Raw genomic sequence first — 25,662 nt, forward strand, 5'->3', positions numbered from 1 at the left:
TGAATATCGGAAGTAGATATGTATCGTTATGATGAATTTGACCGCGACTTCGTTGCGGCCCGTGTTGCACAGTTCAAGGATCAGGTTGAGCGTCGCCTTTCTGGCGAGTTGACGGAAGATCAGTTCAAGCCGTTGCGTCTGATGAACGGTCTTTATCTGCAATTACACGCCTATATGCTGCGTGTCGCGATCCCCTATGGCACGTTATCGAGCCGACAGCTGCGCAGGCTTGGGTCGATCGCGCGCGATTATGATCGTGGCTTCGCGCATTTTACCACGCGTCAGAATATCCAGTATAACTGGCCGGCATTGAAGGATGTGCCACAAATTCTGGAAGAGCTCGCGAGAGTCGAAATGCATGCGATCCAGACGTCTGGCAATTGCATTCGCAATGTGACGGCCGATCATTTTGCAGGGGCTGCGCACGACGAAGTGGCAGACCCGCGTCCCCTGGCGGAAATTCTGCGCCAGTGGTCGTCCCTGCATCCGGAGTTTTCATACCTGCCGCGTAAGTTCAAAATCGCGATTGTTGGTTCCGAGCATGATCGCGCGGCCATTCAGGTTCACGACATTGGCTTGCAGCTCAAAAAGAATGAAGCAGGTGAACTGGGTCTTGCCGTCTATATCGGTGGTGGACAGGGGCGCACGCCGATGGTTGCCAAGAAAATCCGCGACTTCCTGCCGCTTGAGGACATGCTGACCTATGTTACGGCAATTGTCCGCGTTTATAACCTCTACGGGCGCCGCGATAACAAATATAAGGCACGCATCAAAATCCTCGTGCATGAAACGGGCGTTGAACCGCTTGTGGAGGAAATCGACGCCGAGTGGGAACAGATCCGTTACGGCGATCTGAAGCTACCGCAGCGCGATATCGACGCGATTGAAAGCTATTTCCGGATGCCGGACCTGCCGCAGCGTCCCGAGGGTTGGGAAGTTCTTGCTGTCACGCAGAAATCCGATGCGGATTTTGCGGCCTGGACCAAGCGCAATGTCACACCGCACAAGAACCCTGATTATGCTGTCGTTACGATTTCCTTGAAGCCGATTGGCGGCATTCCGGGTGACGCGAGCGCTGAACAGATGGAACTGGTGGCGGATATCGCCGAAACCTATTCGTTCGATGAAATCCGCGTCAGTCACGAGCAGAACCTGGTTCTGCCACATGTGGCCAAGGCCGATCTCCCAGCAGTCTATGATCTGCTGCAATCAGACGGTCTGGTTACGGCGAATGCCGGTCTGATCACCGATATTATCGCATGCCCCGGCCTTGATTATTGTGCGCTTGCCAATGCACGCTCAATCCCTGTCGCGCAACGTATTTCAGAGCGCTTTGGCGATCAGCAGCGCCAGCTTGAAATCGGCGATCTTAAGATCAAGATTTCCGGCTGCATCAATGCCTGCGGTCATCACCATGTCGGCCATATTGGCATTCTCGGCGTCGAAAAGAAGGGCGAAGAACTCTACCAGATCACGCTTGGCGGTTCGGCTGACGAACACACTGCCATCGGTGACATTACGGGGCGTGGCTTTTCTTCGGAAGAAGTCGTCGATGCCATTGAAACTGTGGTCGATACTTATCTCGGTTTGCGGGAGAGCGGTGAGGAGACATTTCTCAATGCTTATCGTCGGGTGGGCATGGAGCCATTCAAACGCGCGCTTTATGGCGAGGTGAGCCGTGCTGCCTGACACTGAATCCGATTTGGATCCCAATTCAGATCCGGTTGCAGAACAGCGCGCGGCTGCCGAAGCTCGTCTTCTTGAAGGAAGTCATGGAGCTTCATCTCCGCAGGAGGTAATTGCGCTGAGCACGCGCGAACTCTTTGAAGGACGCATCGCGGTCGTTTCATCCTTCGGAGCGGAGTCTGCCATTCTGTTGCACATGATCGCGCAAATCGATCCGGCGATGCCTGTTCTGTTTCTTGATACCGGCAAGCACTTTCGCGCAACACTCGACTATCGGCATGATCTCGCCGACCGGCTCGGCCTGACCGATGTGCAGGATATTTTGCCGATCGAGGAAAGTGTGAAGGCTGATGATCCGTTTGGCGCTTTGTCGATGACCGACAAGGATCGCTGCTGTTTTATTCGCAAGGTGGAGCCGATGGCACGGGCCGTGGCTCCGTATCGCGCATGGATGACAGGCCGCAAGCAATTTCAGGCCTCGACCCGCAATGCTTTGCCGATATTTGAATCAGTTGGTCCGCGTATCCGCATCAATCCTCTAGCGCGTATGCGGTCGGAAGACTTGCTTGCCTACGCGCAAAAGCACGACCTGCCCGTCCACCCCCTGACGACACAGGGTTACCGGTCTATCGGCTGCATGCCTTGCACGCGGCCGGTGAGCGATGACGAAGATCAGCGCGCAGGACGCTGGGCAGGATCGGAAAAGACCGAATGCGGTATCCATCTGACTGGCCTTGCCGATAGCCTGAAGCGCATCCCGAAAAGTGTGTAGCGGTTTTCGGTTAAGATGTGCGTGAAAAAATAACCTTGGAGCTTTGGACCAGAAATGAGTGAAACAACAGCTGAAACAAAACTCTGGTCCGAGCAAGGCTTTCGCGAAGACGACTATATTTTTGCCGATGATCTGGAAGCGGCAGGCGATGCACCTGCGATCATCATTCCATTGGCGGTCTGGCTGGGGCTTGATGAAGAGCTGCGCCGTTCTTCCAACCGTCGTATCGGCGTATCGGTAACGCCCGGTGAAAAAATCGAACCTTTGCTGGATCATCTTGAAAGCCTGCCAGTCATTGCATTGCAGTTTCCGGCCTTCAATGATGGTCGCTCCTATTCAAAAGCCGAAGTTTTGCGCCGTGCAGGATTTGAAGGCGAATTGCGTGCGACAGGCGATGTGCTGATCGATCAGGCAGCCCTTATGCTGAGAACTGGATTTGACAGCCTGCTGGTGACCAACAAGGTCGCGCAAAGCCGTCTTGGCGAGCAGCGTCTGGTCGATACGCCCGGTTATTATCAGCCCGGACGCGGGTCGGTGCAGCAGGAGGGCGGGTTCGCCTGGCGGCGGGTAAAGGCATAATCCGGCCTGAACGCAGCGAGGTCACTAAGATCATACTTCAGGTAAACTGCCTTAAAGCCGCGATGCGCCCAAAAGAGACAGGTGCTTTAAGACTGGCTAAATCTCAGCAATCACCTTTTTGTGGTTTTGCTTGTCGGCTTGATGGGGTAGATACGCCCCATCAAGATTTGGAGACAAGAAGTGATCCGCCACATTGTTTTCTTCAGCGTCAAGCCTGATCAGGACGTTGAAATCGTCCGTAAAGGTTTGGAGCAGTTGGGCACCATTCCGCATTCCGACGTGTTTGAAGTTCTGCCGAACTCCAAGGTAGACCCGATGGGCAACGATATTGATCTCGTTGTCTATGCCGAGTTCAGGGACGAAGCAGCGCTTTTCGCTTTCAAGCAGCATCCAACTTACGACGCGACGACACAGCATGTTCGCCCTATGCGTGAGCTGCGGTTCTCCGCAGATGTCGTAACTGACAAAGGCTGACACACTCTGTCTGACCTGGTTCTTACAGAAGGTGGCTAGCATATGTTTATTGTATTTGCAGGCTTGCCGGGTGTTGGGAAAAGCACGATTGCGCATAAACTGGCGGGCCTTTTACCCGCCTTTTATTTGCGCATTGATACAATTGAAAATGCCATTGCGAGCTCCGATGCGCTTTCCAAGTCGGGAGTTCCGGGAGCCTCGGGCTATTTGACCGCTTACCGCCTGGCTGCGGAGAATTTGGCGCTTGGGCATATGGTGATTGCAGATTCCGTAAATTCTCTCAAAATTACGCGCGATGCCTACAGATCAGTGGCGATTGCCGCAAACGTTCCACTGACCGAAGTCGAAGTCATCTGCTCCGACGTCACTGAACACAAGAGGCGTGTTGAATCGCGCCGCGAAAAGTCTCAGGATAGAACTCAGCCGACATGGAATGATGTGCAATCCCGCCAGTATGATCCTTGGGAGAGGTCGCCTCTCGTGATCGATACGGCGCTGATCTCAGCCGATGAGGGCGTTGACATGATAATCGACGCATTGCGTAAGTTGGGCTAGCCGGGCGTAAGTTACGCTGGCCGAAGTCCGCCGCTAATTTTCTATTGAGGGTCGGGCCTGTAATGGCAGGCCACCGAAGAGGTCTGGCTCTACCGATGTTCTGGCGCGCTCAATATTGAGAAGCCGTAATTTTGTAACTGTGCCGCCCGCAGCCGAAAACCCACCGACTTTGCCATTGGAACCCAGAACCCTGTGGCACGGTACAATAATCGGAAACGGGTTTTTGCCGAGTGCATAACCGACTGCTTGCGAAAGACTGACATCGCCCAGCCTTCGCGCAATTGCACCATAGGTGATGGTTTCCCCAGCTTTTAGTTCCAGAAGGATTTCGTAGACCCGGCGGTTGAGATCGGGGACCGAATCAAGCGCGAGTGGCGTCACGGAAAAATCCGGGTCGCCTCCCTCAAGGAGTACGCAAACCTTGTCGATGGCTTCTATGACGAATGAGGGCGGAGTGGAGACTTCTGTATCGGAAAACCGGCTTTTCAGCCTGTAGCGGGTTTCGTTTTCATCTGCGTCACCGATTTCCACGCCGACGATTTTGTCTGCATGCCAAGCGATGCCGCAAGGGCCTATCGGTGTTTCAAATATGTTGAGACCAGACGATTCCATAACCGCAATCATAACATGAGTTGGTGGCTTCTGTGAAAACGCTTGCGCGAAAGTCGCAACAATTGCAGCGAATGGCGCAGCGAAATGGTTGAAGAACGGCGCAAATAGTGATTGTGTGAGAGTGACCCGCCAGTGACATGGTTATTTGCCATGTCTTTAAATGGCCAAATGATTGAGCGATATCTTCCGGCGCGCGCTTGGTGTGATCGGAACGAGGAATTTTAGATGGACGATTACGAACGCTATGCCACAGGGCTGATGATCGTTTTTGGTGCGCTGATCGTAGGCGCACTGATGGCAGCCAATCTTTATCATGGCGACAAGCCGGGTTTTCTCTTTGCGCTGGGCGCTGCAGTGGTGGCGTGGTTCTCCGCTTTTGCTGTGCTTTTTGATAAGCCCCGCGTCTACGGTGTTATGATCGCCATTGCGATCGGACTGGTCGCGGCTTCGATCGGCGCTTTCGTAACCTGATTTCCGAAGCGTAAAACATTATGAAAAAGCCCCGGATTGCCCGGGGCTTTTCTGTTTAGATATATGGCGAATAGCACTGGCGCCGTGGTCCATAATTGGGCTGGAATGTGTTGTCGTATGCGCGGTAGGAGCGGTAGCGATTGTAACACCAGCGCACATGCGCATTGCCACCACGATACATCGGGGCTGACCGATAACGCGGCGGATGGCGATAGACCGGTGGCGGTCCCCAATGCGGACGATAGTGTGGCCGGTAATGCCTGTAGCCATCGCGGTAACGCGGCGCAGGACGACGCCAATCGCGCCTATCTCCGCGATATTCGTAATATTGTACATTCTCGACCGGAGCCGTTACGCCGCTCGTTGTTGTGGGCGCTATCAAAGCGGATGGCTGAGCAGCATTGGCAGATGTTGCCGCTGGCATGCCAAACCCAAGCGCAAGACACGCTGCCAGTAAGGAAGATGCAAGCCTCTTCATCGGTTTCTCCCAAATATAGTGATTTCGCCTTTAACGTCACTAACAAGGATTTAGCTCCCGCAATGTGGCGGGTAGGTGGCTGCGGAAGCTCACTTTTTCTTCCCTCTGGCAATAGTCGAGTGAAGGCAATTCGAAAGGTTCAACGCAAGTGTTCCGAATTGACATAAAGATATGTTTATGTCATTAAGCGTGACTTGTGCGCTCGGGTTCATGCAGAATTCTTAAGCGTGCGTGATGTGAAGTGTTCTGCACACCGGAATAAACGAAAACCCTTTGTGGATTTCGGGCGGTGTTGTAGCGATGAAGCGTATCTGAATACAGGCGGTAATCCCCTATGACGTCTTCCCTCGATAATCTTTTTGGTGCAACGGCAGCAAAGCCAGACGGCTCGGAAGTGCTTGAAGCACTGACGCAGGCCGCAAGAGAGCGCATTCTGATTCTCGACGGTGCGATGGGTACGCAGATTCAGGGGCTTGGCTTCCACGAAGAACATTTTCGCGGCGAGCGGTTTGGTGCTTGCGACTGCCAGCTTCAGGGCAATAACGATCTGCTGACTCTCACGCAGCCAAAGGCGATTGAAGAAATTCATTATGCCTACGCCATGGCTGGCGCAGATATTCTTGAAACCAATACGTTCTCCTCAACAACCATCGCTCAGGCTGACTATGGCATGGAAGATGCCGTTTACGAGTTGAACCGGGATGGTGCGCGCCTTGCCCGTCGCGCAGCCTTGCGCGCGCAACAAAAAGACGGTCGTCGCCGTTTTGTTGCCGGCGCGCTCGGACCGACAAACCGCACGGCTTCGCTTTCGCCGGATGTGAACAATCCGGGTTATCGCGCTGTCACATTCGATGATCTGCGTATTGCCTATGCCGATCAGATACGCGGACTGATGGATGGTGGCTCCGATATCATTCTGATTGAAACCATCTTTGATACACTGAACGCAAAGGCTGCAGTTTTTGCTGCCGAAGAAGTGTTCATCGAGAAGGGCGTGCATCTGCCGGTCATGATTTCCGGCACGATTACCGATCTTTCAGGACGCACTCTCTCTGGTCAGACGCCGACGGCGTTCTGGTATTCACTGCGTCACGCCAGGCCTTTCACCATCGGGCTCAATTGCGCTCTTGGCGCCAATGCGATGCGCGAACATCTGGCTGAAATCGCTGGCATTGCTGACACGTTTGTTTGCGCCTATCCAAATGCCGGTTTGCCGAATGAATTCGGTCAGTATGACGAAAGCCCGGAAGCGATGGCCGCGCAGATCGAAGATTTTGCGCGCGAAGGCCTTGTGAATGTGGTTGGCGGCTGCTGTGGCTCGACGCCTGATCATATTCGCGCAATCGCTGCGGCTGTCGCAAAGCATCCGCCACGCAAGCCGGTCAAAGTGCCGCCGCTGATGCGGCTGTCGGGCCTTGAGCCTTTTACGCTGACCAAGGACATTCCTTTCGTCAATGTCGGCGAACGCACCAACGTCACGGGTTCGGCACGCTTCCGCAAGCTGATCAAAGCTGGCGATTATTCGGCAGCACTCGTTGTTGCCCGCGATCAGGTGGAAAACGGCGCGCAAATCATCGACATCAATATGGATGAAGGTCTGATCGACTCACAGAAGATCATGGCCGAATATCTCAACCTGATTGCCGCCGAGCCTGATATTGCTCGCGTGCCAGTGATGATCGACAGTTCCAAGTGGGACGTGATCGAGGCTGGTCTTAAATGCGTACAGGGAAAGCCGATCGTCAACTCGATCTCGCTGAAAGAAGGCGAAGAAGCCTTCCTGCATCATGCGCGTCTGGTGCGTGCTTATGGTGCGGCTGTGGTCATTATGGCGTTTGACGAAACCGGACAGGCGGACACGGAACAGCGCAAGGTCGAAATCTGCACCCGCGCATACAAGATCCTCACCGAACAGATAGGGTTCCCGCCGGAAGACATCATTTTCGATCCGAACGTCTTCGCTGTTGCGACCGGTATTGATGAACACAATAATTATGGCGTCGATTTCATCGAGGCGACACGTAAGATAACTCAAACGCTACCGCATGCCCATATTTCCGGTGGTGTATCCAACCTGTCGTTCTCGTTCCGCGGCAATGAGCCGGTGCGCGAGGCGATGCATGCGGTGTTCCTCTATCATGCCATTCAGGTTGGCATGGATATGGGTATCGTCAATGCGGGCCAGCTCGCGGTCTATGATACCATCGATCCGGAATTGCGCGAGGCTTGCGAGGATGTGGTCCTCAACCGACGTCCTGACGGAACTGAACGCCTGCTGGAAATTGCTGAGCGCTTCCGAGACAGCGGTACCAAAGAAGCCAAGGTACAGGATCTGAGCTGGCGCGAATGGTCAGTTGAAAAGCGACTTTCTCATGCGTTGGTCAACGGCATTACCGAGTATATCGAAGCCGATACTGAGGAAGCTCGTCTGGCTGCTGCCCGCCCGCTGCATGTGATCGAAGGTCCGCTGATGGCTGGCATGAATGTGGTCGGCGATCTGTTTGGGTCAGGCAAGATGTTCCTGCCACAGGTGGTCAAATCCGCACGTGTGATGAAGCAGGCTGTTGCGGTGCTTCTTCCTTACATGGAAGAGGAAAAGCGTCTGAGCGGCGGTGAAGGTCGTCAGACTGCCGGCAAGGTGTTGATGGCAACCGTCAAGGGTGACGTGCATGACATTGGCAAGAACATTGTCGGCGTTGTGCTGGCCTGCAACAATTACGAGATCATCGATCTTGGCGTTATGGTTCCTACGCAGAAGATTCTTGATACAGCGCGTGCTGAAAATGTCGATGTGATCGGACTTTCGGGCCTTATTACGCCGTCTCTTGATGAGATGGTGCATGTGGCTGCGGAAATGGAGCGCGAGGGCTTTAACGTGCCGCTGCTGATTGGTGGCGCGACAACCAGTCGTGTTCATACAGCCGTGAAAATTCACCCGCGTTACGAGCAGGGGCAGGCGGTTTATGTGATCGATGCCAGCCGTGCGGTTGGCGTCGTTTCCAATCTGCTGTCGCCTGAAAATAAAGAAGGCTATATCGAAGGCATTCGAGCGGAATATGCCAAGGTTGCAGCAGCGCACGCCCGCAGCGAAGCGGAAAAGAAGCGCCTGCCATTGGCTCGGGCACGCGAGAACGCGCATAAGCTCGATTGGGATGCTTATAATCCGCCGAAGCCCACATTCCTTGGCACCAAGACATTTGAGAACTACGATCTTGCGGCAATCGCTCGCTATATCGACTGGACGCCTTTCTTCCAGACCTGGGAGATGAAAGGGCGCTATCCGGCAATTCTCGAAGATGAAAAGCAAGGCGAAGCCGCCCGTGCTCTTTGGGTGGATGCGCAGGCAATGCTTGCCAAGATCATTGATGAGAAGTGGTTTGCACCACGTGCTGTGATCGGCTTCTGGCCCGCCAATACGGTGGGGGATGATATCCGTCTCTTTGCCGATGAGAGCCGTAAGGAGGAACTGGCGACCTTCTTCACGCTGCGCCAGCAACTTTCCAAGCGCGACGGTCGTCCAAATGTGGCTATGTCCGACTTTGTAGCCCCTGTCGATAGTGGCAAGCAGGATTATGTCGGCGGCTTTGTTGTGACCGCAGGCATTGAGGAAGTGGCGATTGCCGAGCGTTTTGAACGGGCCAATGACGACTATTCGTCGATTCTGGTTAAAGCGCTGGCTGACCGTTTTGCAGAAGCTTTTGCGGAACTGATGCACCAGCGGGTGCGCAATGAGTTCTGGGGCTATGCACCTGGCGAAGAGCTGTCGACTGATGATCTTATCCATGAGCGATATGCAGGTATCCGCCCGGCACCGGGCTATCCGGCACAGCCCGATCACACCGAAAAATCGACGCTGTTTGAGCTGCTGGATGCAACTGCTCAAACGGGTGTTGAGCTGACGGAAAGCTATTCCATGTGGCCGGGTTCGTCCGTTTCAGGGCTCTATATCGGTCATCCGGATAGCTACTATTTTGGCGTCGCCAAAGTGGAACGTGATCAGGTCGAAGACTATGCTGAGCGCAAGGGTATGAGCGTGGAAGAGGTTGAACGCTGGTTAGGGCCGATCCTCAATTATATACCGGGACAGAATCCTGAGCCGGTTGAAGCTGCTGCGTGAGTAACCTGTAAAGTAGCGTTTAAAGAAGCCCCGCAATGCGGGGCTTCTTTATTTAATTTACTAAAATTCTATTTATATAGAATAATATTTGTTTTCTGAAAACGCGATAAGATATTGAAATCATTATGTATAGCTGACCTGTAAATCATGTGTTATGTAATACAGGTGGCTTACGGTTTTGTAGTCGATGAATAGAATTCACGGATTCCGGCGCCATCGAATCCCTTCAATTTATATGTGTTTGTCTGGCTGAGTTTTTGCGCGCATCCCCAAAAGTGTGAAACATCTTGGGGCTCAAGATGCGTGTCAGGCTATTTGTCGGAACGCCCGATTTGATTCAATCGGATCGGATGCGTTCTGATGTCTGAGTGTGCCTGCTTGTAGAGTTTTTTAGAGTAAATATTGCTTCATAGGGACAATGTTGGGATTTACGCAATGAAATGGGAAGTTTTATACGAAAAGATACAATCATCCGATAATGCAGAACACCTATTTGAACATGTTAGGTCTCATGCTGAAGAGCTCGGCTTTCAATACGCGTCCTATGCAATGTGTGTGCCGTCTCTGAACAGTGTTGCTCGCTGGGTGCGTTATGAATCATTGCCTGCCGACTGGCAGAAGCATTACGCGGCGCATAAATATGCCGAAATTGATCCGGTCATCAGGCGTGGCAAAAATAGCATCGAACCTTTGATCTGGTCCAGCAGGCTGTTTGCAGAGGCGCCACAAATGTGGCTCGACGCTCAGAAGTTCGGGCTGAAAGCCGGCATCTCTCAGCCGTGCTGGGCGGCCCAGGGCGTCTTTGGAATTCTTACATTCCTGCGTGAGAAACCAGCCTTGTCAGACGGTGAAATCTCGAGGCTGCGTCGGCAGATGCAGATCGTAACCAATCTTCTGCATCTTGCTATGTATGAACATGTCGATGTTCCAAGCATTAATTGTGTGGCTGAGGTTAATCTGACAGCGCGCGAGCGTGAGATCCTGCGGTGGACGAGCGAAGGAAAGACTGCCGAGATTATCGGCAAAATCCTCAATATCTCGACCCGGACTGTCAATTTCCATATCAGCAACGTTCTCATCAAACTTGTTGCGGTCAACAAGGTGCAGGCCGTTGCCAAAGCGCGGACCTTCGGTCTGCTTTAATAAATTATATCCCTCGGCGGTTTGGTCCGAAGGATGCTTCAATCCTTGTTTGACAAAAATTTTACTCATCAAAAATTGCTTTAATACTACAAATTTAGTAGTATTTTCCGTGGTTTGACCCAAAATCCTGTTTCTTGATGCAGCGCAAGTTTGTTCCTGCTTCTGGCCTAAAACTGGCAAGTTTTCGCTTAAGCCTCTCGCAAAACGCGATAGCATACTTTTCCTTTTATCCGGTCTTTCACGACAATGCGCTCAGAGTGGTTTCCCCACGCTAGCGCCGGGTCAAGGTATCTGCCCACCCTCCCGTCAGTACAGAGCGCATCCCGAAAAGTGTGAAGCGGTTTTCGGACAAGATACGCGTCAGAGTTAAAGTTAGATTGATCCGGATTCCGGGAGAAACAGACGTGCATCACGCATCCCTGACCAAAAACCTGACGCATCTTGAGCGTCTGGAAGCAGAAGCAATCCATATTTTCCGCGAAGTAGCTGCCACCTTCTCCAACCCGGTCATGCTCTATTCGGTAGGCAAGGACTCGTCGGTGATGCTGCATCTGGCGATGAAGGCATTTTATCCCGCACCTCCGCCATTTCCATTCCTGCATGTCGACACGACATGGAAATTTCGCGAAATGATCGAGTTCCGCGATGCACAGGCGCGCGAAAAGGGCTTTGAACTGCTGGTGCATATCAATGAAGATGGGGTGCGTGATGGCGTTGGCCCTTTCACACATGGCTCCAATGTTCACACCCATGTCATGAAAACGGTAGGACTGCGGCAGGCGTTGGACAAATACAAGTTCGATGCAGCTTTCGGCGGCGCGCGCCGTGACGAGGAAAAATCCCGCGCCAAGGAGCGCATTTTTTCGTTCCGTAATGCACAGCATGGCTGGGACCCGAAGAACCAGCGTCCCGAAATGTGGAAGGTCTATAACACGCGGGTTTCAGCTGGTGAATCGATCCGCGTCTTTCCGCTTTCCAATTGGACTGAGCTGGATATCTGGCAGTATATCCTGCAGGAAAATATCCCGATCGTGCCGCTCTATTTTGCTGCAAACCGTCCGGTGGTCGAGCGCGATGGCATGCTGATCAAGGTCGATGATGACCGCATGACGCTTCGTCCCGGTGAAAAAGTCGAGGAACGACTGGTGCGCTTCCGCACACTCGGCTGCTACCCGCTGACGGGTGCGATTGAATCAAGCGCAACCAATCTTTCCGATGTTGTCGAAGAAATGCTGATTGCCCGCACCTCGGAGCGTCAGGGTCGTGCCATTGATCGCGATGAAGCAGGTTCAATGGAAAAGAAGAAGCGTGAGGGCTATTTCTGATGAATGCGACAATCAAGCCTTCAACAGTAAGCGCTGCTGTCAGCGATTTCCTTGCCGATCAGGAGCGAAAAACGCTACTGCGCTTTCTCACCTGCGGTTCTGTTGATGACGGTAAGTCCACGCTGATCGGCCGTCTTCTTTATGACACCAAGCTGATTTTTGAAGATCAGCTGGCCACACTGAAGAATGACAGCCGCAAATTTGGCACGACTGATGACGATTTCGACTTTGCACTTCTGGTTGATGGTCTGGAAGCTGAGCGCGAGCAAGGCATTACGATTGATGTCGCCTATCGCTTTTTCTCGACCCCACGCCGTAAATTTATCGTCGCTGATACGCCTGGCCACGCGCAATATACGCGCAATATGGCGACCGGTGCTTCGACTGCTGATCTGGCAGTTGTGCTGATTGATGCGCGTCAGGGTGTGCTGACGCAGACGCGTCGCCATTCCTTTATCGCGTCGCTCCTCGGCATCCGGCACATCGTGGTGGCGGTCAACAAGATCGATCTGGTTGATTTTTCGCAGGAAGCGTTTGATGGAATTGTCGCTGACTATATGAGCTTCGCCAAAGACTTAGGCTTTGCGAGCATTCAGGCAATACCGCTTTCAGCGCGCTACGGGGATAATGTCACCAGCCTGTCTCCACGCATCGGCTGGTATGAAGGTCCATATCTGCTTGAACATCTGGAAACTGTGCGTATCGATACGGAAGCCAACGCCAGGCCGTTCCGCTTTCCGGTGCAGTATGTGAACCGTCCCAATCTTAATTTTCGTGGTTTTTCCGGCACTGTTGCTTCTGGTGTGATCGCCCAAGGCGATACGGTTGTCATTGCAAAGTCGGGCAAGCAATCGCGGGTTAAACGCATTGCCACTTATGATGGCGATTTGCCGCGCGCTTCAGAAGGGCAGGCCGTAACGCTGGTTCTCGAAGACGAGATCGAGGTCTCCCGCGGCAATATGCTCGTTGGCACAGAAGCGCGCCCTGAAGTGGCAGATCGCTTTGCTGCCAGTATCGTTTGGTTTGGCGATGAGGCTTTACAGCCCGGACGCTCCTATCTCCTGCGCACTGAAACGGACCAGACGCCAGTCACGATCAATGCGATCAGGTACCGAACTGACGTCAATACATTTGCGCGCGAAGATGCGGCACAGCTTGATCTGAATGAAGTTGGTCTTTGCCATCTCCAGACGGCAGACCAGATCGTTTTTGATCCTTATGTCGACAATCGTGTCACTGGCGCTTTTGTACTGATTGATCGACTGACCAATGCGACAGTTGGTGCTGGCATGATCGATCACGCGCTGCGTCAGGCGACGAATGTGCATTTGCAGGCTTTCGATCTTGATAAGCAGGCGCGTGCTACACAGAAATTCCAGAAGCCTGCCGTGCTTTGGTTTACGGGGCTTTCGGCGTCGGGCAAGTCAACCATCGCCAACCGGCTGGAACAGCGACTTCACGCGCTTGGCAAGCATACTTATCTGCTCGACGGCGATAATGTGCGCCATGGTCTCAATAGCGATCTCGGCTTTTCCGACGAAGATCGTGCAGAAAACATCCGCCGTGTCGGTGAAGTGGCGGGGCTGATGGCCGATGCGGGATTGATTACGCTTGTGTCTTTTATCTCGCCGTTTCGTGCCGAACGTGATCGCGTGCGTTCACGGCTGCTGGACGGAGAGTTTATCGAAATCTTTGTCGATACATCGATTGAGGAATGCATGGCGCGTGATCCGAAAGGGCTTTATGCGCAAGCGTTGCGGGGTGAGATTAAAGCCTTCACCGGAATAGATTCTCCTTATGAAGCGCCTCTTTCACCCGAGCTGCATCTCAGCACCGCAGGGCGTGACATTGACGAACTGGTCGCAGAGGTGGAAAAGTATCTCGCCGAACGCGGTGTTATCGGCAGCTATGGCAGCGATTCTTGGTCGATTTGAGAACATGAAAACATTCGCCTCACCAACAGCCGATATGGATGGCCAGACACTTCTTGCCGTTTTGCAGGAAGCGACGCTTGAAGCCGGGCGTGTGATCATGAAGCACTATACCAATGGCTGTGCTGTCAGCGCCAAGAAGGATCAGTCGCCGGTCACTGAGGCGGACCATGCGGCAGAAGCCATTATCCTGTCGGCGCTCGCCTCTGTTGCTTCCGATATTCCGGTGGTGGCAGAAGAGGAAGCAGCGGCAGGGCGTCTGCCTGCGCATTTGGGTCGAAGATTCCTACTGATCGATCCACTGGATGGGACGCGGGAATTCCTGCTGCGCAATGGCGATTTCACAGTGAATATCGCGCTTATAGAGGATGGTGCGCCTGTGGCTGGACTGGTCTATGCGCCCGTACGCAATCTCCTTTATGTCGGAAGCCTTGACGGCGCGGTTGAAATCGTGACGAGTGCTGATCATATCGTCAAAAGCCAAAGACCGATTAAGGCGCGTATTGCACCCTCCAAGCGCGTTGTCGTGTGCAGCCGGTCGCATATTACAACGGAGACAGAACAGTTTCTGAAAGCCAACCAGATCGGCGATAGCGTTTCCGTTGGATCATCGCTCAAGTTCTGCATGATTGCGCGCGGGGAAGCCGATTTATATCCCCGCTTTGGCCCGACAATGGAGTGGGATACGGCGGCGGGTGATGCGGTGCTTCGTGCCGCTGGCGGGATGACGACGACCTTTGATGCGCGTCCGCTGACTTATGGCCAGCGTTCCGATGGCACAGTGCAAGGCTTTGCAAATCCCGATTTTGTCGCTTACGGCGCGGGGGCAGCGCCTGTTTTTGCTTAAATTAAGCGGCCTCAAAGCCTCTCTTTGGAACTGATAAGCCAGCTAATCGGACCGCTGCATAATTTCACCTCAGATTTTTATCAGGCTAAGGTGAAATTATGCAGCAAATTTAAGCTGTTATGGTGACGTTTATGCGCACAATAGGGCGCAGGGTGCTCTATGCTTTCAAAAGAGTGGAAAAAAAGCGAATACGCCCCTTGCGACTTGAAAACAGCGGCGCTATAAGCCGCGTCACGGTCGGGCTTAAGGGTCACGATTATATGGACACGGAGCGTAGCGCAGCCTGGTAGCGCATCTGGTTTGGGACCAGAGGGTCGGAGGTTCGAATCCTCTCGCTCCGACCATTTTCTTCCCGGGAAATATCTCAAAATCTAATCTCTTGGTGATCCGACGAAGCTAATTTGTTTTGTCGAAGACTGACATTCGCATGAATTCGCCGTCATATTCGGCAATGTCGACCAGTCTGTGCCGGTCGAGTATTTCGACCTTATAGGATCGGAACATCACCAGACCTTCCTCGCGCAGCTCACGCATCATGCGATTGAGGTGAATGGGCGTCAGGCCGAGCGCATCTGCCAGCTGATATTGGGTCAGTGGGCAATAAAAAGAGTCCGGTTCACCCATTCCGCAGGATTTAACCCGATCGGATAGTTCGAGCAGAAGGTGCGCTGTGCGGACGAAAGCGCTTCGGCAGCCAACATTCGTCAAATGTTCAATGAGCATAGAGCGCTGTCTTGAAAGCAACTCGATGAAGATCATGCTCAGCTTTGGAATCTGCCAGATGGTCTTCTCCAGCGAGGCCAGCGGTATCTCATAGACTGACATGGGAGTGATCGTCTTGATGGTATTGTAGCTGTAGCCGTTTGCGGTGCGTAGCCCAACGAAGTCACACCGCATGGGGAAATCAATGATCTGGCGCTCACCACTGGACAGATCGCGATAAACACATCCCCATCCCGAGCGCACCAGATGGATGCTTCTGATCGAGGCCCCCTGTTCGATGATGACGGTATCAGCAGGATAGCTGCTCTCGGAAATGACGAGAGACTGCAAGGATTCTTTTTCCTGCGTGTTCAGTTTGGCTAGAATTGGAGGAGATTCCAATAGGCTAACCAAGCCGTCGATCAGTAGGGCGGTGGCGTTCAGATTACCACTATGCATTCGCTGACTATGCCCAACGAAAGTTATAGGATCTATAACTTTATGTTCCTGAAGTCGTTCTTATGGCGATTAATTTTTTTTATGAAGTGCTAACATAAGTTAATGACACGTTTATTTGGTGATAGCAATATTTAGACCAGTCTTCATCGGGATTGGCAATGAAAATCCTAATAAAATGGCGCGGTTTCTATGATGACTAGTGTTTTGTGTTGAGAGAAAACCTGAGTAACAGGGGAAACTAAGCAATGTTGGAAGTGAGAGAACGATACTTATGGACAGCAGCTGACAGTAGTGGTGATGGAGCTTCCATCGCGGCTGGTGAAAGAAAGAAAAATGAAGACTATGCAGCCGGTTTGCCTGTGCAGAATGAGCCACACCTGATGCTCGTCTGTAAAAGCAATCTGGAGCGGGAGTGCCTCTTCAACGGATTGATGATGAATGGGCTTAAACTTCCTGTCGTCAGCTGCGCTGCTATCGACAAAAACATGGCGTTGAATGGGGCAATTGTTGTCCTGATGCATATTGGCTCAAAACGCCTCGCCGACCCGTTTTTTTCCGATGAGGTGGAGGCCGCGGTTAAGGCATGGCATCCGATACCGCTTGTGCTTCTTGCCGAACGCGAAGAGTGGTCGCAGGTTCTGCGTGCGATGGAAATCGGAGCGCGTGGCTATATTCCGACATCGGTCGATATCAGGATTTGCGTGGAGGCAATTCATCTCGCCCTGGCGGGCGGCATGTATGTGCCAGCTTCGATGCTTATGAAGCCGCCGTCGCAGGACTTGAGCGATGACGTGCTGGGTGAGTTGTTGACTGTACGCGAGATTGAGGTTGTTCATGCAATCCGGGTGGGAAAATCCAATAAGATCATCGCGTTTGAACTTGGCATGAGTGAAGGGACGGTAAAGGCACATGTCCACAACATCATGAGAAAGATCGGTGCCGCCAACCGCACCGAAGTCGCTTGCAAGCTGCACAAGATGTACGGCAATAAATTCAGCGGAGAATAAAGTTACTCGCATGCAGACATACCCATTCTGGAAACTATGAAGCGCCGGACTGACAGGATCAGCCGGCGCTTCATAGCTTTCGGGCCATGGAACAGAGCAAAGCTTGCTGCTCGTAAAAATAAAGGGGTAGGGGCAGATTTTCACCTGCCCCTACAGAATGAGAGTGGGTATCCTTTGAGGGGTCTCTCATTCTTTTCCACGCGGAATGACGCGTAACTGTCTTCCGCTGCAGTCACTTGAGTGAGGCGAATAATCCGTCGAGCCGTTGGAACGATGGTTTTCGCTTAACAAATATCCGCTCCAATTCCATTCAGGGGCGAAGGCTGATACTGCCGGATGATCCGCCAGATGTGGTGCCGAAGGCGGTGCCCGCTGAGCTGCCACCGAGAAACCCGGTTCCTGACTGCGCCATGGCTGCAGTCTGACCACCGGAGCCGGAAGTGAAATAGCCTGAACCTATACCGGCGCTTGCCCCGTAATGGCCGATTTTACCGCCGAGCCCGACGACGGTGCCTTTGCCTTCTGCCCAGCCAGTGGTTGCTGCCTGGCCAGCCGCCGTCGAACCTGCGCCGAATGCGAAGCCACCTGTTACGGCGGAACCAGCACCACTGGCGCCGCCAAAGCTGCCATTCCAGTTGACGGTTTGCGCCGCAGCGGGCAGGGCGCCGGCCGCGAGAAGTGCGATAGATGCGATGATGATTTTCTTCACGATGTACTCCTCCTGTTTTCGACAAAGCCGGGTTAAATCCCACTATTGCCTGGCATATCTTGACGATATACCCCGCTACCCATTCGATGCTGGGCCAGTACGTATGAGTAAAAGGCTGTATCGGTGATATGGATTTGGGCTCAACGGCCCATTGCATCGGCAGTGGGCATCGGTTCAAAAGAGTTTGAAACCGATGCCCTTAGCCGCCCCCCGGCTTTACATGACCGGTCCTGGACAATGCCAGGCGCGGCTGTTCTCGGTTGTTGTACGCAGAACGCACCCTTTGGCACGCAACTGATCGGAACTAAGACCAAGTGCCTTGGCAGAATAAGTACGCTTGCGGCTGGCTGCTTGCGGTGAAGGCGTCGTTCCATTTGTACTGGCAGGAATTGACGCAGGTTCTTCATTGGAAACAGACGCCAAAAGCGGTGCCTGCCTTGCCCGACGCGGTGCCGATGCCGAGCGCGCCGCAGCACCTTGCGATGGGCAGTAAACGCCGGTCGCATTCAGAGACGCTCTGACTTCCTTGTTAAGACAGATCAGATCAAGTGCCGCCCCATTTTGCCCCATGCCCAAGAGTGCTGCTGCATAGGCGCGCCGATTGCATTCACGCATTTCATATGTGCTGCCGAAGCCTAAGCCCCAGCCCGTTGCCCCGACACCGACACTTGTCGAACCTGCGCAGGAATGTACGCCTGCTGCGACGAGTCCCGGTGCAAAAGCAGGTACAGTCGTCTTGATTTTATCTGGCGAGTTGGACCCACCACCAATAGCGATGGCCGTAGCGCCAGCCTGGGATGATGAGTTTGTATTGTTGTCCACATTAACAGCTTGAGCGAATGCATTTCCTCCGAAGAGAAGAAGTGTGCCAGATAAGCAAAGGATACCCAGTTTAGACATAGCTAACCCCTTCCACTTTTACTTTGTATTTCTGAAGTTGTATTATGATAAAGGCGCCATTATCATCTATTTTTTATTTTCCAGTTTGCACGCATAAAAGATTGTTTCGATAGTATTTAAAAAGCAGATTATGAGAATATAAATGTTGTGCTATTTTTTACCTACAATGTGTAAGCAGTTTATTATTCTTAATCTATATTGTTATCGTTCGGATATTTTTGGATTGGAAACTCTGACCTTAGTTTTGCTTCTAAACGGAAGTTTATAGCTGTTTGGTTGAGGCGAAGGCCCCGTATTGAGTGATGAAGGCCAAGAAAGCGTGCAAACCTCGGAGGGTGATGAAAATTGCTGCATCGGGGCGGCACTTTCCGGCTGTTTTGTCATCAAGCGGTTGCTTTCTCTTGCAAAACAGCGAAATTACCAACTTGTAGTTAGAACAATTCCATTGCCGGGCACAAAATGCAGCTTACCCCTCGCCACAATGCAATTCTCGACATCGCTCGCCGACAGGGGCAGGTATTGGTCGATGACCTAGCAGCCGCGTTCGATGTGACACCACAAACCGTACGCAAGGATCTCAATGATCTTTGCAAGGCGCGTTTTCTGCGCCGCATTCATGGTGGCGCGCTCTATCCGTCCGGCGTTGAAAACATGGAATATGAGGCTCGCCGCCGGATCGCTGCGCATGAGAAGGAACTGATCGGGCGCGCTGCTGCTGAAATGATCCCCGATGGGGCATCGCTGTTTATCAATATTGGCACTACGACCGAAGCCGTCAGCCACGCGCTTATTGACCACAATCATCTCATGGTCATCACCAACAACATCAATGTTGCCAATACGCTGCGTGTCTATCCCGAAATAGAGGTCGTTATTGCTGGTGGTGTCGTGCGAGCATCAGATGGCGGTATTGTTGGTGAGGCTGCGGTTGATTTCATCCGTCAGTTCAAGGTCGATTATGCAATCATTGGCGCGTCAGCGATGGATGAAGATGGTGCGCTGCTTGATTTCGACTTCCGCGAAGTGAAGGTCGCTCAGGCTATCATCGCCAATGCGCGCCATGTGATTCTGGTAACCGACTCAACCAAGCTGGAGCGAACCGCGCCGGTGCGACTTGGTCATATATCGCAGGTCCACACTTTTATCACCGATCGCTGTCCATCACAGCAATTGCGTGATTTGTGCCGGGAGAATGAGGTTGAACTCATTGAAACGTCGGTTGAGTTGCCTGTCGAACAGAAAGAATCGTAGTTTCATTTCATTTTCGTTTTGCTTTCGTATGAAATGAATTATATTCGCTTTGGTGGTTGGAGAAGGTCTTCAGGGTTCGCCATGGCGCAGAATAAAATATTCGATAAAACATTCGACATTTTCGTAATCGGTGGCGGCATCAACGGATGCGGCATTGCAAGAGACGCGGTGGGGCGTGGCTTCTCCGTGGGTCTTGCCGAGATGAACGATCTGGCAAGTGGCACCTCGTCACGTGCTACCAAGCTCATTCATGGCGGTTTGCGCTATTTGGAGCATTACGAATTCCGTCTGGTGCGCGAAGCGCTGATGGAGCGGGAAGTGCTTTGGGCCAACGCGCCGCATATCATTCATCCGATGCGCTTTGTGCTGCCTTTTCATAAGGGTGGTGTGCGTCCGGCATGGCTTTTGCGCCTTGGCCTGTTTCTGTACGATCATCTCGGTGGCCGCAAGAAACTGCCTGCGACGCGCACGCTCGACATGCGAACGGACCCCTCAGCTGCGCCGCTGAAGCCACTTTTCACCAAGGCTTTTGAATATTCCGATTGCTGGGTGGATGACGCTCGCTTCACGGCCTTAACCGCACGTGATGCCGCAGATCGTGGTGCAATGATCCGCACGCGCACCAAGGTTGTATCGGCTCGTCGCGACCACGAAGCATGGACAGTGACGCTGGAAAACATCGACACAGGTGCGCGCGAAGAGGTTCGTGCGCGTCTGCTGGTCAATGCAGCCGGCCCATGGGCCGATAAAGTATTGCAGGGCGTTGAGGGTGATCGGCAACTGCATAATGTGCGCCTGGTTCAGGGCAGCCATATCGTCGTGCGCAAAAAGTTCTCCGATCCACGTTCCTATTTCTTCCAGAACAATGACGGACGTATCATCTTCGCCATCCCTTACGAAGACGATTTTACACTGATTGGTACCACCGATCAGGACTATCATGGCGATCCGGCCAAGGTCGCGATCAGCGATAAAGAAACCGATTATCTCTGCGCGTGTGCCAGTGAGTATTTCAAGGAGCCGGTGCGCCTTGAGGATATCGTCTGGACCTATTCCGGCGTGCGTCCGCTCTATGATGATGGTGCGAGCAAGGCGCAGGAAGCAACCCGCGATTACGTCTTGAAGGAAGATGCACCGCAGGGCGCAGCACCGCTGATCAACGTCTTTGGCGGTAAGCTCACCACTGCGCGCAGGCTTGCGGAGCATATGCTTGAGAAGATCGAGCATCATCTGGGCAAAAAAGCAGCACCCTGGACCCATGCCGCAGCACTGCCGGGCGGTGATTTTGAGGCAACGGCCTTTGATCGTGAACTGGAAAAACTGAAAGCTGCCTATCCGTTCCTTTCGTCCATCCACGCTCGGCGTCTGTTTCGGCTCTATGGAACACGTGCACGGGTTCTGCTCAGCAAAGCCACGTCACTGGCTGATCTTGGGCGGCATTTTGGCGGAGATCTTTATGAGGCAGAAGTGCGCTATCTCATTGAAAATGAGTGGGCGCACACGGCAGAAGATATTCTGTGGCGGCGCACAAAGCTTGGTCTTCGTTTGAACGCTTTGGAAGTTTCTGCGCTGGAGTCTTTCCTGAAGCCGGTTAAGGCCGCTTAGAGCGGTTTCAGTTCAGACCAAAACGTTGGAACCGCTCTATCTGTTTGTTTTTGCGCATTATCCGACGCAGAACGGCTTCGCACCTTGCTGGAAATGCTTTAATCGCTCACTTGCAACCCTCGATATAAAAAGTCATTATCTTTCCAGCAGGCGGTTTCCAGCCTTTCTGGGAGGAAAACATGGGTGCACCGCAAGACAGAATTCATGCTGACCGCATCCACTCGGCTATCGACACGGGTGGTGCGGCCCGCTCAGCGCTTGTCGCGTCCTGGCGGCGTTCCGCGCAATTGCATGGATTGGATCCGGCAGAGCTGGGGTCCGTTCAAACCCTCTCTGATGGTGAATTTCGCAATGTGCGTCAGCGTATGGAGCGTGTTGTCCATATAGCGCAAGCGAGTATGGATCGCCTTTATATGGCGGTCGGCGGCGTTGGCTGCTGTGTGCTTCTGGCTGACAGCGATGGTGTTCCGGTGGAGCGACGGGGTGCTGCAGGCGATGACGATACATTCTACGACTGGGGTCTGTGGACCGGTGCCGTGTGGAGCGAAGCCGTTGAGGGTACCAACGGGATCGGTACATGCATTGCCGAACAGCGTGCGCTGACCATCCATCGCGATCAGCATTTTCACACCCGGAATATTGGCTTGTCCTGTACGGTTGCGCCAATTCATGACCATCAGGGTCGGTTGATGGCAGCTCTTGATGTCTCGTCGTGTCGCAGTGATCTGACGGAAGCTTTCGTGCAGCTCATCTCCGTGGCCGTTATTGATGCCGCGCGCCGGATAGAAGCCGAAAATTTCCGACAGGCTTTTCCCCAAGCGCGCATCATGCTGGCACCAAGCGCGGATCGTACCGGCGGCGCGCTGATTGCCGTCGATAAGGACGATCTGGTGATTGGTGCGACGAGGGCTGCGCGGCTTTCACTCGGTCTTACCGATGAAGCTCTTTCTACAGCACTTCCGGCTGCCGATCTTTTGGGTTGGCATGCCGATCCGCGGGAGGATATGGCGGAATCCGAGCGCAGCGTTATCCTGCGGGCTATCGCTCGTTCAGACGGCAATGTTTCCTCTGCTGCCAAGCTTCTTGGCATCAGTCGTGCAACGCTTCACCGCAAGCTCAATCGGCTGAAAATCATTCGTCCGAACTAAAATCTTCATTCGGTTTTCCAAACTGTCTCATTATTGAGACACATTGATACAGCATAGTCATAAGTGTGGATGACTCCTCCCAAGAGCCGCGCCATCTTGAAACAATAAACGTCGTAGGAGCGGCGTTGTCTTTGGGAGGAATGTCATGAACAAGGTAGAATTTCATCGCTCCGTAAAGCCGGAGTTTGCCAAACGCTATGGCAATTTCATTGGCGGTAAATGGGTAGAACCCAAGTCTGGCCGCTATTTCGACAATACATCCCCAATCAATGGTCAGGTTTTGTGCGAAGTCGCACGTTCAGATGCAGCCGATGTTGATGCGGCGCTTGATGCAGCCCATGCAGCCAAGGATGCCTGGGGCAGAACAAGTCCGGCAGAACGCGCTGTGATCCTCAACAAGATCGCAGACCGTATGGAGGAGAACCTGCCGAAGCTTGCAGCCGCCGAAACATGGGACAATGGCAAGCCGATCCGCGAAACCACCAATGCCGATCTCCCGCTCGCAATTGACCACTTCCGTTATTTCGCTGGTGCTATCCGTGCGCAGGAAGGTGGAATTTCGGAAATCGACCATGATACGGTCGCCTATCATTTCCATGAGCCGCTGGGTGTTGTTGGTCAGATTATTCCGTGGAATTTCCCAATTCTTATGGCCGTGTGGAAACTGGCGCCAGCTCTTGCCGCGGGTAACTGCGTGGTGCTGAAGCCAGCCGAACAGACGCCTGCATCCATCCTGGTGCTGATGGAGGTCATTGGTGATCTTCTGCCTGCCGGCGTGCTTAACGTGGTCAATGGTTTTGGTCTGGAAGCAGGCAAACCACTGGCATCAAGTCCGCGCATTGCTAAGATCGCCTTCACCGGTGAAACGACAACCGGCCGCCTCATCATGCAATATGCCAGCCAGAATCTTATTCCGGTTACGCTGGAACTGGGTGGTAAATCGCCGAACATCTTCTTCTCCGATGTGACTGCCGAAGACGATGATTATTTCGACAAGGCCATTGAAGGCTTCGTCATGTTCGCCCTCAATCAGGGCGAAGTCTGCACCTGTCCCAGCCGCGCGCTGATCCATGAAAAGATCTATGACAAGTTCATGGAACGCGCATTGAAGCGCGTTGAAGCCATTGTTCAGGGCGATCCGCTTGATCCCGCAACCATGATCGGTGCACAGGCTTCAAGCGAGCAGCTCGAAAAGATCCTGAGTTATATCGATATCGGCAAGCAGGAAGGCGCAGAAGTACTGACTGGCGGTGGGCGCAATGAACTGGCTGGTGATCTGGCGGGAGGCTATTACGTCAAGCCAACCGTCTTCAAGGGCACCAATAAGATGCGGATTTTCCAGGAGGAAATCTTCGGCCCTGTTGTTTCGGTCACGACCTTTAAGGATGATGCCGAAGCGCTCGCGATTGCAAATGACACGCTTTATGGTCTTGGCGCAGGTGTATGGACGCGTGACGGCACGCGCGCCTATCGCTTTGGTCGTGCCATTCAGGCGGGCCGCGTCTGGACGAATTGCTACCACGCCTATCCGGCCCATGCGGCGTTCGGTGGCTATAAGCAGTCGGGTATCGGTCGTGAAAATCACCTCAAGATGCTCGACCATTACCAGCAGACCAAGAACATGCTGGTGAGCTACAGCCCGAAGAAGCTCGGCTTCTTCTAAAAAGCGAAGGTGGTTCGTGGCTTCTGAGCCTCGGGCCGCCATTTTCCTTGCAGTTTCATCGGTACAGTACGGCCTCACTTGCACTATCAATCTGAGGCTGTTCCCCCCTGTTTCCTCCCAGGAAAGTGGCGGGTCGGTGTGGTTTATACCCTTGCCGGCCCGCCCAAAAACAGAAGGAATTTCCAATGGCAAAGACAATGAAAGCGGCTGTGGTCCGCGAATTCGGCAAACCACTGACAATTGACGAAGTCCCGATTCCCCAGCCGGGAGACGGCCAGATTCAGGTGGCCATTCAGGCATCCGGCGTCTGTCATACCGATCTTCATGCCGCTGAAGGCGATTGGCCGGTGAAGCCCAACCCTCCGTTTATCCCGGGGCATGAAGGTGTTGGTTTTGTTTCGGCTGTCGGTAAAGGTGTTAAGCACGTCAAGGAAGGCGACCGCGTCGGTATTCCGTGGCTCTATACGGCCTGTGGTCATTGCGTGCATTGCCTTGGCGGCTGGGAAACGCTTTGTGAAGAGCAGCTGAACACTGGCTATTCAGTCAATGGTGGCTTCGCCGATTATGTGGTGGCCGATCCCAATTTCGTTGGCCATCTGCCAAAGAACATTGAGTTCAATGAGATCGCACCTATCCTCTGCGCAGGGGTGACCGTTTATAAAGGTCTCAAAGTCACAGACACCAAGCCCGGCGATTGGGTGGTGATTTCCGGCATTGGCGGTCTTGGCCATATGGCGGTGCAATATGCCAAAGCGATGGGGCTCAATGTCGCCGCCGTTGATATCGATGACAAGAAGCTTGATCTCGCGCGCAGGCTCGGCGCGACCGTTACGGTCAATGCCAAGACGCATAATGATCCGGCTGCCTACATCAAGAAAGAAACTGATGGTGGTGCTCAGGGTGTATTGGTGACAGCAGTGTCGCCCAAAGCATTTGAGCAGGCAATCGGTATGGCGGCGCGCGGCGGCACGATTGCACTCAATGGTTTGCCAGCTGGTGATTTTCCACTGTCGATTTTCAACATGGTGCTGAACGGCGTCACTGTGCGGGGCTCGATCGTGGGTACGCGTCTTGATCTGCAGGAATCGATCGATTTTGCCGCCGATGGCAAGGTAAAGGCGACCATCCGCACGGATAAGATCGACAATATCAATGCAATATTTGATGAAATGCGCGCCGGTCAGATTGAAGGCCGTGTCGTGATGGACCTGACGCAATAGTCGGTTCA

The 25,662-nt window shown here is 53.2% G+C and carries 22 protein-coding genes and 1 tRNA gene; 18 read left to right on the top strand and 5 right to left on the bottom strand.

The window, feature by feature from the left end; genetic code table 11:
* The first annotated feature begins 18 nt into the window (after positions 1 to 18).
* The 5 genes from CEV32_RS19625 (at position 19) to CEV32_RS19645 (ending at position 4,066) form a co-directional block, all read left to right on the top strand.
* On the top strand, positions 19 to 1,689 hold the full coding sequence (locus CEV32_RS19625; protein ID WP_094578777.1) for a nitrite/sulfite reductase: 1,671 nt from the start codon (positions 19 to 21) through the stop codon (positions 1,687 to 1,689).
* A gap of 13 nt (positions 1,690 to 1,702) precedes the next feature.
* Positions 1,703 to 2,458, top strand: coding sequence for a phosphoadenylyl-sulfate reductase (locus CEV32_RS19630; protein ID WP_094579182.1), 756 nt, complete (start codon positions 1,703 to 1,705; stop codon positions 2,456 to 2,458).
* Between the two features lie 54 nt (positions 2,459 to 2,512).
* Positions 2,513 to 3,037 carry a DUF934 domain-containing protein gene (locus tag CEV32_RS19635; protein ID WP_094578778.1) on the top strand — a complete coding sequence of 175 codons (525 nt, stop codon included), beginning with the start codon at positions 2,513 to 2,515 and terminating at the stop codon, positions 3,035 to 3,037.
* A gap of 180 nt (positions 3,038 to 3,217) precedes the next feature.
* Positions 3,218 to 3,511, top strand: coding sequence for a Dabb family protein (locus tag CEV32_RS19640; RefSeq protein ID WP_094578779.1), 294 nt, complete (start codon positions 3,218 to 3,220; stop codon positions 3,509 to 3,511).
* A 42-nt stretch (positions 3,512 to 3,553) separates the two neighbouring features.
* Positions 3,554 to 4,066, top strand: a complete 513-nt coding sequence (locus tag CEV32_RS19645; protein WP_094578780.1) for an AAA family ATPase — start codon at positions 3,554 to 3,556, stop codon at positions 4,064 to 4,066.
* 33 nt (positions 4,067 to 4,099) lie between these two features.
* Here CEV32_RS19645 and CEV32_RS19650 read toward each other — a convergent pair whose 3' ends face one another.
* On the bottom strand, positions 4,100 to 4,678 hold the full coding sequence (locus CEV32_RS19650) for a methylated-DNA--[protein]-cysteine S-methyltransferase (protein ID WP_094579183.1): 579 nt from the start codon (positions 4,676 to 4,678) through the stop codon (positions 4,100 to 4,102).
* 225 nt (positions 4,679 to 4,903) lie between these two features.
* Between CEV32_RS19650 and CEV32_RS19655 the strand changes: the two genes are divergently transcribed.
* Positions 4,904 to 5,149, top strand: a complete 246-nt coding sequence (locus tag CEV32_RS19655; RefSeq protein ID WP_094578781.1) for a hypothetical protein — start codon at positions 4,904 to 4,906, stop codon at positions 5,147 to 5,149.
* Between the two features lie 55 nt (positions 5,150 to 5,204).
* Here CEV32_RS19655 and CEV32_RS19660 read toward each other — a convergent pair whose 3' ends face one another.
* A complete protein-coding gene (locus tag CEV32_RS19660) occupies positions 5,205 to 5,627 on the bottom strand; it encodes a BA14K family protein (RefSeq protein WP_094578782.1) in 423 nt (140 codons plus the stop codon).
* A gap of 334 nt (positions 5,628 to 5,961) precedes the next feature.
* Between CEV32_RS19660 and metH the strand changes: the two genes are divergently transcribed.
* From metH to CEV32_RS19690, 6 genes are all read left to right on the top strand, one after another.
* Positions 5,962 to 9,744: a methionine synthase gene (gene metH / locus CEV32_RS19665; RefSeq protein WP_094578783.1), complete on the top strand. Its 3,783-nt coding sequence runs from the start codon at positions 5,962 to 5,964 to the stop codon at positions 9,742 to 9,744.
* Positions 9,745 to 10,179: 435 nt separating this feature from the next.
* Positions 10,180 to 10,887 carry a LuxR family transcriptional regulator gene (locus CEV32_RS19670; protein ID WP_094578784.1) on the top strand — a complete coding sequence of 236 codons (708 nt, stop codon included), beginning with the start codon at positions 10,180 to 10,182 and terminating at the stop codon, positions 10,885 to 10,887.
* 404 nt (positions 10,888 to 11,291) lie between these two features.
* Positions 11,292 to 12,212 (top strand): sulfate adenylyltransferase subunit CysD, encoded by a 921-nt coding sequence (cysD, locus tag CEV32_RS19675; protein WP_094578785.1) that lies wholly within the window; start codon positions 11,292 to 11,294, stop codon positions 12,210 to 12,212.
* Complete coding sequence (cysN, locus tag CEV32_RS19680) at positions 12,212 to 14,146, top strand: sulfate adenylyltransferase subunit CysN (RefSeq protein ID WP_094578786.1); 1,935 nt, start codon at positions 12,212 to 12,214, stop codon at positions 14,144 to 14,146. Before cysD ends, cysN begins: the two co-directional genes overlap by 1 nt.
* A 4-nt stretch (positions 14,147 to 14,150) precedes the next feature.
* Complete coding sequence (gene cysQ, locus CEV32_RS19685; protein WP_094579184.1) at positions 14,151 to 14,990, top strand: 3'(2'),5'-bisphosphate nucleotidase CysQ; 840 nt, start codon at positions 14,151 to 14,153, stop codon at positions 14,988 to 14,990.
* A gap of 267 nt (positions 14,991 to 15,257) precedes the next feature.
* Positions 15,258 to 15,334: transfer RNA gene (locus CEV32_RS19690), tRNA-Pro, on the top strand.
* A gap of 52 nt (positions 15,335 to 15,386) precedes the next feature.
* Here CEV32_RS19690 and CEV32_RS19695 read toward each other — a convergent pair.
* Positions 15,387 to 16,151, bottom strand: coding sequence for a Crp/Fnr family transcriptional regulator (locus tag CEV32_RS19695; protein ID WP_094578787.1), 765 nt, complete (start codon positions 16,149 to 16,151; stop codon positions 15,387 to 15,389).
* A 245-nt stretch (positions 16,152 to 16,396) separates the two neighbouring features.
* Between CEV32_RS19695 and CEV32_RS19700 the strand changes: the two genes are divergently transcribed.
* Positions 16,397 to 17,158: a helix-turn-helix transcriptional regulator gene (locus tag CEV32_RS19700; protein WP_094578788.1), complete on the top strand. Its 762-nt coding sequence runs from the start codon at positions 16,397 to 16,399 to the stop codon at positions 17,156 to 17,158.
* Positions 17,159 to 17,468: 310 nt separating this feature from the next.
* On the opposite strand, the gene CEV32_RS19705 is transcribed toward CEV32_RS19700, so the two are convergent.
* Both CEV32_RS19705 and CEV32_RS19710 read right to left on the bottom strand, forming a co-directional pair.
* Positions 17,469 to 17,867 carry a hypothetical protein gene (locus CEV32_RS19705; RefSeq protein WP_094578789.1) on the bottom strand — a complete coding sequence of 133 codons (399 nt, stop codon included), beginning with the start codon at positions 17,865 to 17,867 and terminating at the stop codon, positions 17,469 to 17,471.
* A 216-nt stretch (positions 17,868 to 18,083) separates the two neighbouring features.
* Positions 18,084 to 18,767, bottom strand: coding sequence for a hypothetical protein (locus CEV32_RS19710; protein ID WP_094578790.1), 684 nt, complete (start codon positions 18,765 to 18,767; stop codon positions 18,084 to 18,086).
* A 459-nt stretch (positions 18,768 to 19,226) separates the two neighbouring features.
* Here CEV32_RS19710 and CEV32_RS19715 point away from each other — a divergent pair, with 459 nt between their 5' ends.
* The 5 genes from CEV32_RS19715 to adhP all read left to right on the top strand — a co-directional run bounded on the left by CEV32_RS19715 (position 19,227) and on the right by adhP (position 25,654).
* Positions 19,227 to 20,018, top strand: a complete 792-nt coding sequence (locus CEV32_RS19715) for a DeoR/GlpR family DNA-binding transcription regulator (RefSeq protein ID WP_094578791.1) — start codon at positions 19,227 to 19,229, stop codon at positions 20,016 to 20,018.
* 81 nt (positions 20,019 to 20,099) lie between these two features.
* A complete protein-coding gene (gene glpD, locus CEV32_RS19720) occupies positions 20,100 to 21,623 on the top strand; it encodes a glycerol-3-phosphate dehydrogenase (RefSeq protein WP_094578792.1) in 1,524 nt (507 codons plus the stop codon).
* 179 nt (positions 21,624 to 21,802) lie between these two features.
* On the top strand, positions 21,803 to 22,771 hold the full coding sequence (locus tag CEV32_RS19725) for a GAF domain-containing protein (protein ID WP_094578793.1): 969 nt from the start codon (positions 21,803 to 21,805) through the stop codon (positions 22,769 to 22,771).
* Positions 22,772 to 22,916: 145 nt separating this feature from the next.
* Positions 22,917 to 24,434 (top strand): aldehyde dehydrogenase, encoded by a 1,518-nt coding sequence (adh, locus tag CEV32_RS19730; protein ID WP_094578794.1) that lies wholly within the window; start codon positions 22,917 to 22,919, stop codon positions 24,432 to 24,434.
* Between the two features lie 185 nt (positions 24,435 to 24,619).
* On the top strand, positions 24,620 to 25,654 hold the full coding sequence (gene adhP / locus CEV32_RS19735; RefSeq protein WP_094578795.1) for an alcohol dehydrogenase AdhP: 1,035 nt from the start codon (positions 24,620 to 24,622) through the stop codon (positions 25,652 to 25,654).
* Positions 25,655 to 25,662 lie beyond the last annotated feature (8 nt).

The sequence above is a fragment of the Brucella rhizosphaerae genome (assembly GCF_002252475.1).
Classification (GTDB): Bacteria; Pseudomonadota; Alphaproteobacteria; order Rhizobiales; family Rhizobiaceae; genus Brucella; species Brucella rhizosphaerae.

Bases quoted from the DNA above. Each gene is read 5' to 3' on its own strand.
- CEV32_RS19715 (WP_094578791.1), top strand. From the start codon at position 19,227: ATGCAGCTTACCCCTCGCCACAATGCAATTCTCGACATCGCTCGCCGA.
- CEV32_RS19710 (WP_094578790.1), bottom strand. From the start codon at position 18,767: ATGTCTAAACTGGGTATCCTTTGCTTATCTGGCACACTTCTTCTCTTC.
- CEV32_RS19635 (WP_094578778.1), top strand. From the start codon at position 2,513: ATGAGTGAAACAACAGCTGAAACAAAACTCTGGTCCGAGCAAGGCTTT.
- CEV32_RS19655 (WP_094578781.1), top strand. From the start codon at position 4,904: ATGGACGATTACGAACGCTATGCCACAGGGCTGATGATCGTTTTTGGT.
- CEV32_RS19725 (WP_094578793.1), top strand. From the start codon at position 21,803: ATGGGTGCACCGCAAGACAGAATTCATGCTGACCGCATCCACTCGGCT.
- cysQ (WP_094579184.1), top strand. From the start codon at position 14,151: ATGAAAACATTCGCCTCACCAACAGCCGATATGGATGGCCAGACACTT.
- glpD (WP_094578792.1), top strand. From the start codon at position 20,100: ATGGCGCAGAATAAAATATTCGATAAAACATTCGACATTTTCGTAATC.
- CEV32_RS19650 (WP_094579183.1), bottom strand. From the start codon at position 4,678: ATGGAATCGTCTGGTCTCAACATATTTGAAACACCGATAGGCCCTTGC.
- cysN (WP_094578786.1), top strand. From the start codon at position 12,212: ATGAATGCGACAATCAAGCCTTCAACAGTAAGCGCTGCTGTCAGCGAT.
- metH (WP_094578783.1), top strand. From the start codon at position 5,962: ATGACGTCTTCCCTCGATAATCTTTTTGGTGCAACGGCAGCAAAGCCA.
- CEV32_RS19700 (WP_094578788.1), top strand. From the start codon at position 16,397: ATGTTGGAAGTGAGAGAACGATACTTATGGACAGCAGCTGACAGTAGT.
- CEV32_RS19695 (WP_094578787.1), bottom strand. From the start codon at position 16,151: ATGCATAGTGGTAATCTGAACGCCACCGCCCTACTGATCGACGGCTTG.
- adh (WP_094578794.1), top strand. From the start codon at position 22,917: ATGAACAAGGTAGAATTTCATCGCTCCGTAAAGCCGGAGTTTGCCAAA.
- CEV32_RS19660 (WP_094578782.1), bottom strand. From the start codon at position 5,627: ATGAAGAGGCTTGCATCTTCCTTACTGGCAGCGTGTCTTGCGCTTGGG.
- CEV32_RS19625 (WP_094578777.1), top strand. From the start codon at position 19: ATGTATCGTTATGATGAATTTGACCGCGACTTCGTTGCGGCCCGTGTT.
- CEV32_RS19670 (WP_094578784.1), top strand. From the start codon at position 10,180: ATGAAATGGGAAGTTTTATACGAAAAGATACAATCATCCGATAATGCA.
- adhP (WP_094578795.1), top strand. From the start codon at position 24,620: ATGGCAAAGACAATGAAAGCGGCTGTGGTCCGCGAATTCGGCAAACCA.
- CEV32_RS19645 (WP_094578780.1), top strand. From the start codon at position 3,554: ATGTTTATTGTATTTGCAGGCTTGCCGGGTGTTGGGAAAAGCACGATT.